Genomic DNA, 16,825 nt, shown 5'->3' on the forward strand with positions numbered 1-16,825 from the left:
GTATACTTTATTTATCACTAAAAGGGGGTATCTGAATGTTCGAATATAAATTCGTAAAAGTCGAATTCCATTGGGGGCTCACTCGCTCAAAACTAGCTGAAGACTACCAAGAAATTATTCAAGAACATGCTAGAGATGACTGGAGGTTCGTACAGATTGTCGCCCCTACGATTGGCAGTTCTGGACAACCTGAATATTTCGACCTCATATTTGAAAAGAAAATATCACTATAATACAAAAGAGCAAGCTTCTCAGCTTGCTCTTTTACTTATGACGACGGTTTTTCCCACCAATCGGAATTGGTTTCGCTAAATATTTAATTCGTTCCATAATACGTGCTGCCTTCATTTCTTCAGCCTCACCACGCTGTGTATACGTTAAATGGTGTTCCAGTTGTTTAAAATCAAAATTAGACGTAAAGAACGTCGGTAAGTTTTCTAACATACGGAATTGCAAGATTGCACCAAGCACATCGTCACGCACAAAGCTTGACATCGCTTCTGCCCCGATATCATCTAACATTAAAACTTGTACGCGTTTAACCGCATCAATCTTTTCACCAATCGAATTATCTTGAATCGAACTTTTGATTTCACGTAAAAATTCTGGGAAGTATACGAGCATCGAACTTATTTTCTTTCGAGCAAGCTCGTTCGCAATTGCTCCTAAAAGGTACGTTTTTCCTACACCAAATTTACCGTACAAATATAAACCTTGTGCTTTTTTACCTGGTTCATATGTACTTAAAAATTCATTCGCTGCACCAATTGCATCGATACGTGCATTTAAATCAGAAGGGTCTAAGTTTTCCATAGTTGCCTGTAAAATATCCGTTGGCATATATACACTTTGAACGAGTTTTTCATATTTCTTTCTCTCGTCATGCGCTACTTTTCTAACACAGCGATCGTATTGAATATCAATCATCTTTCCTTGAATAACAAGCTTTGGCTCGTACCCTTGCAGCATATTTTTACATGAACCTAAATCCGGACAATCCACGCAACCTACACTTTGTCCAATATATTCATATAGCTTCACAAGACTGCGCTCAATCATAGAAGTCGTTACTTCACCTTTATGTTCGTCTATAAATTCTTTCACACGCGGATGCGCCATTACTTCTGCCTTTAATACTTCATATCTATTTTTAAATTTTTCATTTCCCATTAATTTTGCAAATGAATTTTGAATATGCTCCATTTTCTCACCTCAAAGAGCGTTCATTCTCTTCTATTAATCACGCTTATATTTTTTTAACACTTCTTCTAATCGTTTTCGTTCATCTTCTAACGTACTTGCATCTTTTTCTACACTTACATCTTTCTTCGCCGTTTCTTTCTCTTGTTCTTTCGGTTCTTCTTCCTTAAGCCAATCTGGTACCATTTCTTTCCGTACCGTTTTCTTCGCCGTACGGCCTTTTTTCTTCGTCTCAGCCCACTCTTGATATTGACGGTTCTCTTCTTTCGCTAACTCCATCGCGTCCGCTACTGTACCGACCTTTTTACGTGCCCAATGCCCAGCAATCTTCTCGACATACGTTTTCGCAAGTTTCATATCTGAGCGTAGCATAACGTAATAAATAAGTACATTCACAACTCCTGGTGTCAATTTTTGATTAATCATGACATCTTCAACGATTTGCAAATCCGCTTTCGTTGCCTCTGCACCACCAGAAATCTCTTTCAATAGTTGTTTTGGCGAGATTTCCTCTAGCTGCTTTATTAGCATCTCCTCTTGCGATGAAGGCTCTTTCTCTTTCATCGTACGTGCAGCATGAGGCTGTACTCTTTCACTTAATACCGGTAATGCTTGACCATTTTCAAATTGATACCAATCGCGTGCTCCTTTTCTAAGCCTTTCCATATCAATTGTTTGCATCTCTGTCACCGCACCAAGAACGATATTTTGCATCGATAACACATCTACACCATACACGTAAGCAAGTGTTATAACGCAATCTCTCACTTGATCTGTAATCGACTTTTTAGGAACAAGAGCGGACAATCCATCTACAAATAAAGAGAAGTCAAAGAAATCATTCCAAACTTTCGGAGCGTCTCCCTTCTCGTTACTTGGCATAGTTGTCGTTTTTGGAATACGAAGATCTTCTTGCGCATGCTCAAGCTGTCCTGGATTAAACGAACCAAACACATCATTGAAAGAACGCGTAACATTTTCATAAGAAGCAAAATCAAATTCTTCTTCTAAGAAATATTGCTTTACTTGATTATATTTTGTCCGACTCAATCGATTGTATAAAAAGATACTTAAAACAATATCATCAAAAAACTGCTTCGGAGATAAAGGTGGTTGCAACTCATATATGAACATTCGAATATCTTTTTCTTTCTTAATATATACCTTCAAAAGTCCAATTGCCTCTAACTTTACTCGTTCCTCATATATTTCAGGAAGTTGCATTTGCATAGTCACCATAAGGGAATGATGCGTATTCTCTTTTCCAAATACACGATCTTGCTCTAGCTCCCCCCATAGTGTCATGTATAAGCTAAAAGCTCTACTACCTATTAACGGCTGATACAACATCGTTAATACTTTTCGGTCGTAATTATGCAGTAGCCCTTTCGCACTTACTTTATAACGATCAATCGGCAATAGCTCCATCCATGACTGTTTTTCCATTCTTGCTTTTCCTTTCTCTCATCCAATCTATCCTCTACTTCATTCGTCCTATCTTCATTATATAAATTCTTAGTGAAAAAGAGCTATTAGCTTACGCTTCTAGCTCTCTTATCCTATTACTTACGGTATGTAAAGAGAATAAAATACAACTTCTACTCTCTTTCTTTTTGCAGTATATCTTTTAATTCTTCAATAAATACATTTAAATCTTTAAATTGACGATATACAGAAGCAAAGCGTACGTAAGCAACATCATCAATATCGCGAAGTTCTTCCATAACAATTTCACCAATCATATCACTTTTCACTTCTGATATACCTAAATTACGCAGTTCACGTTCCACGCTTTGTGTTACTTCTTCTAATTGTCTTAAAGATACTGGTCTTTTTTCACACGCTTTAATTAAACCACGTAAAATCTTTTCTTTATTAAACTCTTCTCGTGTGCCTTCTTTTTTTACAACGATAAGAGGTGACTCTTCTACCCTTTCAAAGGTCGTAAAGCGACTTAAACAACTTTCACACTCTCTCCTTCTTCGAATAGAGCGCCCCTCGTCTACCGGACGCGAATCTAACACTCTTGTACCATTATGAGAACAGGATGGACAACGCAATTCATTCACTCCTTTACACTATACTCTTTATTTTTCTCTACTCACTTCACCTAAAATATATATACAATATTATATAACTCATTCTAACTCTCTTACCACTTTAAGTTTAAGCGCATCACTTTATCATCTCATCCTTAAAAATAAGATGGTATATAGGGCACTACCTCATTTGCAAGAGTACAATTTATTCAACTAACGAGTACGTTATATTTCCTCTTTTTTATAAACTAAAAAAGAGGTGCATTATACACCTCTTTACATTTTAAATCAATTATGTTCTTTTTTAAAGAGCTTTTGTTTCTCTCTGCTTAATTTCGAAGCTACCAGTGCCTCGAGGAAGCTCGATGCTCTCACGCGTTTTCGCGTTTAAACCTTCTGCAATATATTCTGCAGCAACATTTGGATCAATACGATCCCCACAAGTATAAACATCAATACTCGCGTAACCGTGCTCCGGAAAGCTATGAATTGTTAAATGTGATTCCGAGATAATTACTACTCCACTTACACCTTGTGGTGCAAATTTATGAAAAGCAACCTCACGCACTTCAGCACCAGCTCTTAGTGCTGCATCCACAAATAATTGTTCAATATACGGCATGTCATTAAGCTTGTCGAAATCGCAATCCCAAAGTTCAGCGATCACGTGACGACCCATCGTATCCATAGTATCCATTCTACAGTTCCCCCTTGTAAATTTATTCTAACTGTTCGAATTGAAAACTAATTTGCAATTTGGCTTGCTCCACTACCACGGGGGAAAGTTAGTCCAGAGAGGTCCTAACCCTTTAAGTAGTGACTACGTACCTCAGCTCTTAAGTTTACGAGTGTTAGTATACTTTGTTTATTTTCATTTTGCAACAACAGTTTTTTCGATTTTCTGTCATATTTTCCTCTTTACTTTTCCCTAAAAAAAATAAACGATTCACAAATGCAGCAATCACAACGTTTCGTGGTATGTCCACTTTTTAAAATATACTCATATAATTTTTTTCCTTTTCAGAAAAAAATAAAAAAAGAGGGCAAGTATTGCCTTGCCCTCTCCCTTATTCACTTAAATGTGTTGCACATTTTCTTGTTTCGCTAACTCTTCAACAACTAACGTTACAAGATCTACAACACGACGAGAGTAGCCCCACTCGTTATCATACCAAGCAAGTACTTTCACTTTACGATCACCCATTACCATTGTAGATAAACCATCAATGATAGCTGAGTGTGTATTTGTATTAAAGTCGATAGATACTAAAGGCTCTTCGCTGAATTCTACAATACCTTTTAACGCACCGTTTGCAACCGTTTTGAAAGCTTCATTAATAGCTTCAACTGTCACATCACGTTTTACGTCTACTACTAAGTCAACAAGAGACACGTTTGGCGTTGGTACACGAAGTGCCATACCATGAAGTTTTCCGTTTAAGTGCGGAAGAACTTTTGCTAGCGCTTTCGCGGCACCTGTCGTTGTCGGAATGATTGATTGTCCGCAAGCACGCGCTCTTCTTAAATCTTTATGTGGGTTATCAATATTTTTTTGGTCATTTGTATAAGCGTGAACAGTCGTCATTAAACCGTTTTCAATTCCGAACTGCTCATCTAACACCTTTACAACAGGCGCTAAACAGTTTGTTGTACAAGATGCATTTGAAATAACAGTATGTTTTGTAATATCTAATTGGTCTTCATTCACACCAACTACAATTGTTACATCTTCATTTTTACCAGGCGCTGTTAAAATAACCTTTTTCGCTCCAGCTTCAACATGAAGAATTGCTTTTTCTTTTGAATTAAATTTACCAGTCGCTTCAATTACAACTTCAACACCTAAATCTGTCCAAGGCAATTCCTTTGGATCGCGGTTGTTTAAAAGGCGAATCATTTTTCCATCAACTAATAAGTGATCTTCAAATGCTTCTACTGTTCCGTCAAACTTGCCATGAACTGTATCATATTTAATTAAGTGTGCTAACGTTTCAGATGGATAGCTTGCATTGATTGCTACAATTTCGAATGCGCTTTCTTTTATTGCTTGACGAAATACCATTCTCCCAATACGTCCAAATCCATTAATTGCCACACGAGTCATAATATGTTATCCCCCTTGAATGCGTTATACTATTTATCTCCAATCCCAATAATAGTATAACACAAAAAGGGGATATGTCACTAAGCATTTTCATTAATTTCACAATTTTTTAGTCAATAATGTTCCATTTCTTTAAAATTACCTGCAATTGTGTTTTCGTTCCCATAATTGTGCCATCATTATTTATCACTTCATCTGCATTTTTCACTTTTTCTGCTAACGGCATTTGAGATTGAATACGCGCCGTTGCTTCTTCTTCCGAAAAACCATTTCGTTTCATCAAACGTTCTAATTGTGTATCAGGCGTAACTGCTACAACTAAAACACGGTCAACGAGACTTGTTAATTTACTTTCAAATAAAAGAGGGATATCTAACACAATCGCTTGCATACTTTCTTTTATGTACATTTCCTTTTGTCTATTCATTTCCTCACGTACTGCAGGATGAACAATTTTGTTTAACTGCAATCGTTTTTCTTCATTATAGAAAACGACACTCCCTAATTTCGGCCGATTCAGTTCTCCGTCTTTTTGTAACACTTCCGTTCCAAATACTTCTACTATTTTGTTATATGCTGGTTTTCCTCGCTCTACAACTTCTCGCGCAATAATATCTGCATCAATAACTGGTATGCTCAATTCACGAAGCATTTGAGACACTGTACTTTTTCCACTTGCAATGCCTCCTGTTAATCCAATTACTACTGTCATCATAATCCTCCTCATAATAAAAGGCGCGAAACTAATGTTCCACGCCCATACTTACATTTTCCAAATTCCAATAATAATGAGTAATACTCCAGGCAGGAATGTAAATTTTTGTAACCACTTCATATTCGATAAAACCGTCCCAAGTTTCATTCCAATAAATAAAAACAAAGAACTCATAACTGCAACTAATATCGCCATCATAGCGGGTGCATACCCTAATAAAGATGCACCAATTCCAGCACCAAATGAATCTACAGAAAGAGCGATACCAAGAAGTAATGCTTCCCCTGCAGAAATGGTGCCTGATTTATCAAAGTCTGCTACAGTCGGTTTCCGTAAAATTTGAATTACTAGCCCTAGCGAGGCAATCTCTAATTTCCAGACCTTCTCCTCTTGCTTCGGTTCTTCTTTTTTCTCACTTCGAAAAAATTGATATAACACCCAAATCCCTATTCCAATAAGAACAAGCCCACCGATACGCGTTGCGATAACAGGTGAAAATATTTTCGCGATCATATGTCCAATTCCCATTGAAACAAGCATAACAGCCGCTGAACAGATTCCGATAATTATAATTGATTTTAGTGGAATTCTTACGCTTCTTAACCCATATGTTAGCCCTACACTACAGCTATCTAAGCTTAATGTAAAAGCTAATAAAATAAGAGATAAATAAAGGTACATCGGTAAGCTCCTCCCTTATACATAGCTCTGCTGTATGTATATGACAAATGCCTATCCGATGTTATCTCTTTTCTATATTCTAGGCTGACAAATTGGGCAGTAATGCGTTCCTCGCCCGCCGACAACTGTTTTTTCTAATATCGTACCACAAGTTACACACGGCTCTCCTTTTTTTCCATATACATTTAGGAGTTCTTGGAATGAACCAATTTGCCCTTGTGAGTTGATATACGTCCGAATTGTACTTCCGCCACGTTTTACCGCTTCACCTAACGTTGTAACGGTAGCCTCATAAATCCGCTCAATTTCTTCTACTGTTAAAGAAGAAGCTTCTCGTTCCGGATGAATTTGAGAACGGAATAAAACTTCATCAACATATATATTTCCAAGCCCTACTAAAAGACGCTGGTCCAATAGCACAACTTTTATTTTACGATTTGTCTTTTGCAGTCTTTCTTGTAAATACTGCGGTGTCAATTCAGCATCAAACGGCTCCGGACCTAAGTCAGCAAGAGGCATTTGATTCATCTCTTCACCTTTCTTAAAGAGATGCATCGTACCAAACTTTCTCACATCTTTATAATGTAATTCAGTTCCATCTGTAAATAAGAAACGGACGTGCGTATGTTTATCAATCGGCTCATCCTCTTGATGTAGTAAAAACTTTCCTTCCATACGCAAATGTGAAACAATAACATAATTTGTTACATATAGAAGCAAAAACTTTCCTCTTCGCTTTATATTTTCAATCTTCTCACCTTTTAGCATTTCTTTAAAGATTTCTGCATCATCCGGTCGTTTCACTATTTTTGGATAAGTAACAATAACATCTTCAATCGTTTTTCCTGTTACAAGATTTTCAAGTGTCCGTCTGACGTTTTCAACCTCTGGTAATTCAGGCATTTCATCACTTCCTTATTTTGCGTCGTACCAAGTTGGACCGTAAGAATAATCAACTTTCAGCGGAACTGCGAGTTCAATTGCATGCTCCATTACTTCAGGTACAAGCTGCTCTAATTTTTCAATTTCTTCTTTTGGTGCTTCAAATATTAATTCATCGTGTACTTGCAGAAGAAGACGCGCTTGTAAGCCTTCTTCTTCTAAACGATCTGCCATAATAATCATCGCTTTTTTAATAATATCTGCTGCAGTACCTTGAATTGGTGTATTCATCGCTGTACGCTCAGCAAAGCTACGTAAATTGAAATTACGACTTGTAATTTCTGGAATATAACGGCGGCGATTTAATAATGTAGCCACATATCCTTTTTGTTTCGCATCTTTTACGATGTCCTCCATGTATTCTTGTACACCAGGGAAACTTTCTAAATACTTTTCAATAAATTCCGCTGCTGCTTTTCTTGTAATCCCTAAGTTTTGCGAAAGACCGTAATCACTAATACCATACACAATTCCGAAGTTAACAGCTTTCGCTTGTCGTCTCATATTTGAAGTTACTTCATCTTTTTCAACGCCAAATACATCCATAGCTGTTTTCGTATGAATATCCATGTCATGTTGGAATGCTTCAACTAGCCCTTTATCATTTGCAATATGAGCTAATACACGCAGCTCGATTTGTGAATAATCAGCCGCATACATAATCCAACCTTCTTCTGATGGAACAAATGCCTGACGAATCTTTCTTCCTTCTTCTAATCGAATCGGGATATTTTGCAAGTTCGGATCCGTCGAACTTAATCGACCTGTTTGCGTTAACACTTGATTAAAGCGAGTATGAATTTTAGATGAATCTTCATGTACAACTTTCAGTAAACCTTCAATGTAAGTTGAATTTAGTTTCCCTAATTGACGATAATGTAAAATGTTTGGAATAATTTCATGGTGATCCATAAGCTTATCTAGTACATCAGCTGACGTAGAATAACCTGTTTTCGTCTTTTTAATAACCGGTAAGTTTAAATTCTCAAACAGAATAACACCAAGCTGCTTCGGTGAATTAATATTAAATTCTGTTCCCGCAAGCTTATAAATTTCCTGTTCCATTTCCTTTAATCTACCTGCAAGTTCTTCTCCCATATTACGAAGACGCTCTGTATCAACTTTTACACCTTTTACTTCCATATCAGCTAATACACGCGCAAGTGGTAATTCTAACTCTGTAAACAGTTCATATTGCTCATTCTTCTCTAGCTCTTCAACGAATGTTTGCTTTACATCATATAATACATGCACTTTACGAGCTACATGCTCCGCTACTACTTTTAACTCTGGAACAGCACGCTTCGCGCCTTTTCCATAAACTTCTTCGTCAGATTTCACAGCATGCGTTTCTTTCATTTTCGCTACAGTACGGAAATCTTTATCTGTATCAGCCGGGTCAAGTAAATAAGCAGCGATTAATAGATCAAAGTCAACCCCTTGTATATCTATACCGTTCCATTTCAGTGCAACGATTGCACGCTTCGCATCAAATGTATGCTTTCTCATCTCTCCATCTGCAAGCCAGTCTTTAAATGCATCTGACTTAAGAGCAATGTCCTTTTGAATAAAGTAGCAACCATTTTCATTTTGAATACCAAAACCTTGAATATCTGCTTTATGATAGTTATCTTCTTGCACTTCAACAATAAGCGCACTATCTTGCTGAAGCATTTCTTCTGTAACTTCTTCCACAATCTCAAATGTAATATCATCTAATTCAGCTGGAGCCGTTTCTTCTGGCGTAACACCTAATTTATTTAAAAGAGATGTAAATCCTAAACTCTCGAACATTGGAACGACATCACTTGCTTCATATCCTTTATATTCCATATCATCCACATGCACTGTAATCGGCGCATCTGTAATGATAGTTGCAAGATCTTTACTCATAAGAGCTTGGTCTTTATTTGCTTCCAGTTTTTCTTTTAATTTCTTCCCGCTTACTTGATCTAGATTGTCATACACTTCTTCAACCGTTCCAAACTGTGTTAACAATTTAATCGCAGTTTTTTCACCAACTCCTGGTACACCCGGAATATTATCTGATTGGTCTCCCATTAAACCTTTCATATCGATAATTTGCTTTGGTGATAAGCTATATTTTTCAAATAAAGCTTCTTTCGTATATTCATCTACTTCCGTAATCCCTTTTCGCGGAATACATACAAGCGTGTTATCAGAAACAAGTTGAAGTAAATCTTTATCTCCTGAAATAACTTTTACACTTGCTCCTTGTTCGCTTGCTTCTTTTGCTAGCGTTCCCATAATATCATCCGCTTCATAATTTTCCAATTCATAACGCGGTACGTTGAATGCATCAAGCATCTCACGAATAAACGGGAATTGTTCTGATAATTCAGGTGGGGTCTTTTGACGTCCGCCTTTATACTCACTATATGTTTTATGACGGAATGTCGTTTTACCCGCATCAAATGCTACTAACATATGCGTCGGTTTTTCTTCCTCTAATATTCTCATTAACATCATTGTAAAACCGTAAATTGCGTTCGTATGTATACCTTTGTCGTTATTTAAAAGCGGTAGTGCAAAGAAAGCACGATACGCGATATTATTACCATCTACTAATACGACCTTTTTTTCCAAATCAGAAACCTCCCCATGCAAATTTGAAATGATTTTTTTCACAGAAAAAAACCGTTCCTTTCCTCTCTCTATATTAACATGACTAATAGAGAGAAGAAAAATAACGGTTCTTTTCTTTCATATATAAAACAGACTTATATTGGCATAAAGGGAAGTGACGAGAACAGTTTAACTATTCTCGTCCAAAATTACTCCTTGGATGAAGGGGTTTTCATGTATTATATTAACAGAGCTTTATTAATATTTAATTAAGCTATTGTTAATATATTGTAAACATCCTTCATCCTATTTTTCAGTTGCTGATTTCGGTAAAACAACTGTAAACGTTGTCCCTTCTCCAACTTCACTATCTACTGTAATCGTACCTTGATGCGCCTCTACTAAATGCTTTACAATTGATAATCCAAGGCCTGTACCACCAGTATTTCTACTTCTCGCTTTATCCACTCGGTAAAAGCGTTCAAAAATACGCGGAATTTCCTCTTTACTAATACCAATTCCAGTATCCGATACTTTTATATAAGCATTATATTTATCTTCCGCTAACTCTACTGAAACAACGCCTCCAGCCGGTGTATATACGATCGCATTATTAATTAAATTAATAAAGATTTGTTTCAGACGACTTGGATCTCCAATAACAGAGGCACGTTTTAATACATTCACTTGTAAAGAGATTTCTTTTTCTCCTGCTTTATTATCAAGCACCATATGAATATCTTCAAGCAGCCCCTTCATGTCAACGGTTCCCATATTTAATTTAAATCCTTGTTGTTCGATCTTCGACAAATCTAATAAATCTTCAATTAACCCTTGCATGCGCTCACTTTCTTTTAAAATAATGTGCAAGAAATGTTCGCAGAATTTTTTATTATCCATCGCTCCGTCTAAGAGTGTTTCTGAAAAACCTTTAATAGAAGTAATCGGTGTCTTTAATTCATGAGAAACATTCGCTAAAAAGTCTTTTCTCATTTGTTCTAATTTCTTTAACTCTGTTATGTCATGGAATACGAGAACAATCCCTTTCCATTCATGGTTTGTCCCGATAATCGGTGCTCCATATACTTCAAAGTGCTTCCGCTCAATTCCAAGTGGCAATAACATTTGTTTACGCACTTTCACTTCTGTCATAAAGATTTCTTCTACAAGCTCAATAATTTCTGTATGATGAAACGATTCATAATATAAGCGATCTAAATATTCTTCATCTGTTACGTGAAAAGTTTCCTTATAAGAGCGGTTTACAAGGTTTATATATCCGCGGCTATCAATTAAAATCATTCCGCTTCCCATATTTTCAATTAACGTATGCAGACGATCTTGCTGCATTTCTTGTTCAAGTGTCATCTCTTGTAAATTTCGAGCTAAAATATTAATTGCTTTACTCAGCATTCCAGTTTCATCCGAATGACTTTCGTATGCACGTGCTTTATAATTACCCTTTGCCAATTCAATTGCAACTTTCGTAACTGATTCAATTGGCCTAATATATTGCCCTGTAATTTTCATACCCAAAAATACAACTACGAGACAAGCAATGACAAATCCGGTAATTAATAATCCCCACGTTTTTTGATGTACGTCTCTTAAAGGATCGATTGTACTTTTCACCAAAATGTATCCTTGTTTTCCTTCTACATCTTGAACGAACACCGCATGATAAAATTCATTCTTTCGATCTGTCTCTTTCGTAATCACTTTACTTCGTTGTTTTGCCACTTCCGAAGAAAGTTCTTGAATCGTCTCTGGACTAAATGCCAATTCTTGTCCTTTTCTATATTGAACTTTCTTTTTTTCATCCACAAATACGATAGAAGCTGGTATTTTTTCTTCTAACTTTTCAAATACGTATGGATTTTTTAGGACATTATCAAAACCTTGCTCTTCTGCTAACGCCGCAACATACTCCGTTTCTTTTACCATTCTCTCTTTAGCATGATCTATATAGTAGTTTTCAAACACAGTTTCTAGCAATAAGCCTAGTCCAACTAAAATAAATACAATAAGAGAAACAAATGTAAAAAGAAGCCTGGAACGAAATTTATTCATTCCCTTTTGGCTCCTCTAATTTATATCCTAAACCACGTATCGTTTTAATGTACGTCGGTTTTTTTGTATTTTGTTCAATTTTATCGCGCAAATGGCTAATATGAACATCAACAATTCGTGTATCACCAGCAAAATCGTAATTCCATACAGCACTTAATAATTGATCACGCGTCAACACGCGACTTTTATTTTTCGCGAGATACACAAGTAGTTCAAATTCTTTTGGTGTTAATTCAAGCTTTCTTCCTTGGAAATAAGCCTCATAAAACTCCGGTAAAATTTTAAGTTCTGCAATTGTGATGCTATCTTCATCTGGCGCTTCTGCAACTTGTTCTTCTTGTTGTAATTTCGTGCGGCGCAAAATCGCCTTCACACGAGCAACAACTTCTCTTGGACTAAATGGCTTCGTCATATAATCATCTGCCCCAAGTTCAAGGCCTAGCACCTTATCAAACTCATCATCTTTTGCCGTTAACATTAAAATCGGCGTCATAACGCGCTGCAATCGTAATTCTTTACACACTTCCATACCATCCATTTTCGGAAGCATTAAATCTAATATAATTAAATCTGGGCGTTCTGTTGTCGCTTTTTGAAGCGCCATTTCTCCATCCATCGCTGTTATAACTTCAAACCCAGCTTGTTGTAAATTAAATTCAATTAAAGTTAAGATAAATTCCTCATCATCAACTACTAAAATACGATTGTTCATTCTTTTCCTCCAAGTTATAGACTTGAAACCTTCTTCATCCTAGTATTTTCCCCGTTATTCTCATCATACTAGAAAACAAGGTCCCTCTCAATATAATTGTCTATTCATGGAGATCGTTTGTGTAGAATTGAGAAAACAGACGTAATTACGCTTCACCTGCAACTACTACACAGGATTTTGCCAAACTTTATAGATTACTCTCTCTTCTTTAAAGCTCACTTCCGTATGAACTATAAAGTGAAACTTTAATCAGTGGGGGTGTTCATTCCCCACTGATTATTAGTTGAATCAATCGGGCTTTTACGGGCAGTTGATTCCCCACCTAACTTCTTTGCTTTCGCTGAATTTTGAGGTGGGATCTTACTGCCCGTTAATGCGGGATAAAATCTTGATTTTGTGCTAGGAAAAACGCGAGAGCGTATGCAATTTTATAGTCTAGTGTTTCATATCCATCAAATACTCTTCCATACATTTCATTTGCGATCGAATCGACCCACACTTCAGCTTCTCGTATCGTTTCAAAGATAACGTCCTCTCTTTTCCACCTCACCTAAAAGAATCACTCCTTTCATTGACTTCAATTACCGATGGTTATATGATTAATCTCAATATACAAATTAATATAATTTGGAGGTCTATTATGCGACTAATACTACCCATTCTATCTTTAGCAGTCACATGTATCCTTGCTTTCAACTCTCCGAGCTGGGATACGATTAAAACGGGTTGCTCAGAATTTGCTGAAGGGTTCAAAGAAGGATTTTTCAACTAAAAATAGCGCTAGCATCCTTTTAATAAGGATGCTAGCGCTATTCATATTTTCATCTTTTAAAAATTATCTAATGCTTTTTCCATAATGGAAACAGATTTAAAAGGTGGCGTTACTGTTAATGAACCCTTTACAACAGTTTCTCCTTTTTCATCATGAGCAGATACAAGCATATCAATTGTATGTTCCTCCTCAGAAACAGCCACAACTTCAAAGTGGATTTGTAACGTTTCATAATGGTGAACATGCTTCACGAACGTAAGGTCCTTCCTAGTAATATGACTTCCTGGACCCGGTAAATATTTCGTAACCGCCGTTGTAATCATCCCCGTTAGCATAATGCTTGGTACAATCGGCTTTTCATACGGAGTTTGGGATGCGTAATCATGCTGAATATATAATGGATTGGCATCATTCGTTAACCCTAAGTACAATAACAAATCTTTATCCTCAATTTTTTCAGTGATAGATAATTTCTCTCCTACTGTAATTTCATCCATTTTACGACCAATTTGAACTTTTTTCTTTAACATGTTACAATCCCCTCCGATTTTTTCACCTTATTATCCTACTAAAAACGATACCTTATCCGAAATTTACTATGATGAGGGCAATGTATAGTATAAATCTACAGTTTCATTATAGGATATTACAAATGATAGCGTTTTCATATTATTTCAAAAAAACAATTCGGTAAATAGTAGAAAAAGATTCGGGATCCCGAATCTTTTTCACTACTATTCAATTATTAAACAAGAACTTTCATTACGTTGCGTACAGATTCTACAGAGCGATCTAACGCTTCTTTTTCATCTGCAAGAAGTTCTAATTCAATAATTTTTTCAATTCCGTTACCACCTAGAATTACTGGTACCCCTAAGTAAAGGTCACTATAACCATACTCACCTTCAAGGTACGCAATAGCTGGTAATACACGGCGTTGATCTTTTAAGATTGCTTCTGTCATTTCAACTAAAGAAGCTGCTGGTGCGTAATATGCACTACCGTTTCCTAATAAGCCTACAATCTCACCGCCACCTTTACGTGTACGTTCTACGATTGCTTCTAAACGCTCTTTCGGAATTAACGTTTCTAACGGAATACCGCCTGCATAAGAATAACGCACAAGAGGTACCATGTCGTCACCATGTCCACCAAGAACAAATCCTGTAATATCTTTTACAGAAAGATTTAATTCTTGTGCGATGAATGTACGGAAACGAGCTGTATCTAATACGCCCGATTGGCCGATTACACGCTCTTTCGGGAATCCCGCTTCTTTAAATACAGAATATGTCATTGCATCAACTGGATTTGTTAACACAACAATAATTGCATTTGGTGAATGTTTTGCAATGTCGCGCGTAATACTTTTCATAATTTTAGAGTTCGTTGCTACTAAGTCATCACGGCTCATACCAGGCTTACGTGCAATACCTGCTGTAATAACGACAACGTCAGAATCAGCAGTATCTGCGTAATCAGATGTTCCAATAATGTTAGCATCAAAACCTTGTACTGGGCTCGCTTCTAACATATCTAACGCTTTCCCTTTTGTTGGATTTTCCAGTTGTGGAATGTCCACTAATACAACATCTGCAAGTTCTTTTTGTGCTAATAAGAATGCCGTTGTTGCTCCTGTAAATCCTGCACCGATGACTGAAACCTTCTTGCGTTTGATTGTCATAATTTACCCCCCCGCTTTAATTATGCGTTTTTGATTATCGCTACATCCATGTTTTTAATAAGCTCATTAGCAAACTCAGAACATTTCACTTCTGTTGCGCCTTCCATTAGGCGAGCGAAGTCATATGTTACTACTTTTGATGCAATTGTTTTCTCAACTGAATCTGTTACTAATTTCGCTGCTTCATTCCATCCTAAGTGTTCTAATAATAATACACCTGAAAGAAGAACTGAAGATGGGTTTACTTTATCTAAACCTGCATATTTTGGAGCTGTACCATGTGTAGCTTCAAAGATAGCATGTCCAGTCACATAGTTAATGTTTGCACCAGGTGCAATACCAATTCCACCTACTTGTGCAGCAAGTGCATCAGAGATATAGTCACCATTTAAGTTCATTGTTGCAACAACATCGAACTCACGTGGACGAGTTAAAATTTGTTGTAAGAAGATGTCTGCAATAGAATCTTTTACGATGATTTTTCCAGCCACTTCAGCGTCTGCCATCGCTTTATTCGCTGCATCTTTACCATCTTTTTCAACAATGCGATCATATTCAGCCCAAGTAAATACTTTGTCGCCGAATTCTTGTTCCGCTACTTCGTAACCCCAGTTTTTGAAAGCACCTTCTGTAAATTTCATAATGTTTCCTTTATGAACTAATGTAACAGAAGAACGTTTTTCGTTAATTGCATATTGAATTGCAGCACGAACAAGACGCTTTGTCCCTTCTTCTGAGATTGGTTTAATACCAATACCAGATGTTTCTGGGAAGCGGATTTTATTAACACCCATTGCTTCTTTTAAGAAAGCAAGAACTTTTTCTGCTTCTGGAGATCCTTGTGCATATTCAATTCCAGCATAAATGTCTTCTGTATTTTCACGGAAAATAACCATATCAGTATCTTCCGGACGTTTTACAGGTGAAGGAACACCTTCAAAATAACGAACTGGACGTAGACATACATATAGATCTAATTCTTGACGAAGTGCTACGTTTAGAGAACGAATACCACCGCCAACTGGAGTTGTAAGTGGACCTTTGATTGCGATTAAATATTCGCGGATTAAATTTAAAGTCTCTTCTGGTAACCATTCGCCTGTTTGGTTGAATGCTTTTTCCCCTGCAAGCACTTCTTTCCAAACGATTTTCTTCTCACCATCATAAGCTTTTTCAACTGCTGCTTCTATTACGCGAGATGCAGCTGCCCAAATATCAGGACCAATTCCATCTCCTTCGATAAATGGAATAATCGGATTGTTTGGTACATTCATAACACCATTAGTTACAGTAATTTTTTCACCTGTCGTCAATGTGATA

The 16,825-nt window shown here is 36.7% G+C and carries 17 protein-coding genes; 2 read left to right on the plus strand and 15 right to left on the minus strand.

The annotated features are described in order from the left end of the window. Positions 1-35: 35 nt before the first annotated feature. On the plus strand, positions 36-233 hold the full coding sequence (locus JFU02_RS14150) for a DUF4177 domain-containing protein (RefSeq protein WP_000464454.1): 198 nt from the start codon (positions 36-38) through the stop codon (positions 231-233). Positions 234-264: 31 nt separating this feature from the next. Here JFU02_RS14150 and dnaI read toward each other — a convergent pair whose 3' ends face one another. The 12 genes from dnaI to JFU02_RS14210 all read right to left on the minus strand — a co-directional run bounded on the left by dnaI (position 265) and on the right by JFU02_RS14210 (position 13,599). Further along, positions 265-1,203: a primosomal protein DnaI gene (gene dnaI, locus JFU02_RS14155; RefSeq protein WP_000400117.1), complete on the minus strand. Its 939-nt coding sequence runs from the start codon at positions 1,201-1,203 to the stop codon at positions 265-267. Positions 1,204-1,236: 33 nt separating this feature from the next. Then, positions 1,237-2,646, minus strand: coding sequence for a replication initiation and membrane attachment family protein (locus JFU02_RS14160; protein WP_000415031.1), 1,410 nt, complete (start codon positions 2,644-2,646; stop codon positions 1,237-1,239). 152 nt (positions 2,647-2,798) lie between these two features. Then, entirely contained in the window at positions 2,799-3,260 is a 462-nt protein-coding gene (nrdR, locus tag JFU02_RS14165) for a transcriptional regulator NrdR (protein ID WP_001203687.1), read from the minus strand. A gap of 283 nt (positions 3,261-3,543) precedes the next feature. Then, positions 3,544-3,927 (minus strand): adenosylmethionine decarboxylase, encoded by a 384-nt coding sequence (gene speD, locus JFU02_RS14170; RefSeq protein WP_002003660.1) that lies wholly within the window; start codon positions 3,925-3,927, stop codon positions 3,544-3,546. 387 nt (positions 3,928-4,314) lie between these two features. After that, positions 4,315-5,343, minus strand: a complete 1,029-nt coding sequence (locus tag JFU02_RS14175; protein WP_000198979.1) for a glyceraldehyde-3-phosphate dehydrogenase — start codon at positions 5,341-5,343, stop codon at positions 4,315-4,317. 109 nt (positions 5,344-5,452) lie between these two features. Next, positions 5,453-6,055, minus strand: a complete 603-nt coding sequence (coaE, locus tag JFU02_RS14180) for a dephospho-CoA kinase (protein ID WP_097960080.1) — start codon at positions 6,053-6,055, stop codon at positions 5,453-5,455. A gap of 51 nt (positions 6,056-6,106) precedes the next feature. After that, positions 6,107-6,739: a sporulation membrane protein YtaF gene (ytaF, locus tag JFU02_RS14185; RefSeq protein ID WP_000281729.1), complete on the minus strand. Its 633-nt coding sequence runs from the start codon at positions 6,737-6,739 to the stop codon at positions 6,107-6,109. Between the two features lie 72 nt (positions 6,740-6,811). Beyond that, a complete protein-coding gene (gene mutM / locus JFU02_RS14190; protein ID WP_001114475.1) occupies positions 6,812-7,642 on the minus strand; it encodes a DNA-formamidopyrimidine glycosylase in 831 nt (276 codons plus the stop codon). 12 nt (positions 7,643-7,654) lie between these two features. Continuing rightward, a complete protein-coding gene (gene polA, locus JFU02_RS14195; protein WP_000412810.1) occupies positions 7,655-10,288 on the minus strand; it encodes a DNA polymerase I in 2,634 nt (877 codons plus the stop codon). Positions 10,289-10,573: 285 nt separating this feature from the next. Next, positions 10,574-12,337: a sensory box histidine kinase PhoR gene (gene phoR, locus JFU02_RS14200; protein ID WP_098838548.1), complete on the minus strand. Its 1,764-nt coding sequence runs from the start codon at positions 12,335-12,337 to the stop codon at positions 10,574-10,576. Beyond that, complete coding sequence (gene phoP / locus JFU02_RS14205; protein WP_001065220.1) at positions 12,330-13,049, minus strand: two-component system response regulator PhoP; 720 nt, start codon at positions 13,047-13,049, stop codon at positions 12,330-12,332. Before phoP ends, phoR begins: the two co-directional genes overlap by 8 nt. Before the next feature lie 370 nt (positions 13,050-13,419). Further along, complete coding sequence (locus tag JFU02_RS14210; RefSeq protein ID WP_001267381.1) at positions 13,420-13,599, minus strand: hypothetical protein; 180 nt, start codon at positions 13,597-13,599, stop codon at positions 13,420-13,422. Positions 13,600-13,689: 90 nt separating this feature from the next. Here JFU02_RS14210 and JFU02_RS32465 point away from each other — a divergent pair, with 90 nt between their 5' ends. Continuing rightward, entirely contained in the window at positions 13,690-13,821 is a 132-nt protein-coding gene (locus JFU02_RS32465) for a hypothetical protein (RefSeq protein ID WP_276571056.1), read from the plus strand. Positions 13,822-13,877: 56 nt separating this feature from the next. Here JFU02_RS32465 and JFU02_RS14215 read toward each other — a convergent pair whose 3' ends face one another. The 3 genes from JFU02_RS14215 to icd form a co-directional block, all read right to left on the minus strand. After that, complete coding sequence (locus tag JFU02_RS14215; RefSeq protein WP_000914180.1) at positions 13,878-14,351, minus strand: MaoC family dehydratase; 474 nt, start codon at positions 14,349-14,351, stop codon at positions 13,878-13,880. A 215-nt stretch (positions 14,352-14,566) separates the two neighbouring features. After that, positions 14,567-15,505, minus strand: a complete 939-nt coding sequence (gene mdh / locus JFU02_RS14220; RefSeq protein WP_000153232.1) for a malate dehydrogenase — start codon at positions 15,503-15,505, stop codon at positions 14,567-14,569. Positions 15,506-15,525: 20 nt separating this feature from the next. After that, a complete protein-coding gene (gene icd / locus JFU02_RS14225) occupies positions 15,526-16,818 on the minus strand; it encodes an NADP-dependent isocitrate dehydrogenase (protein ID WP_000206893.1) in 1,293 nt (430 codons plus the stop codon). Between the last annotated feature and the right edge of the window lie 7 nt (positions 16,819-16,825).

This window comes from Bacillus sp. TH13, from assembly GCF_016651175.1.
GTDB lineage: Bacteria > Bacillota > Bacilli > Bacillales > Bacillaceae_G > Bacillus_A > Bacillus_A thuringiensis_S.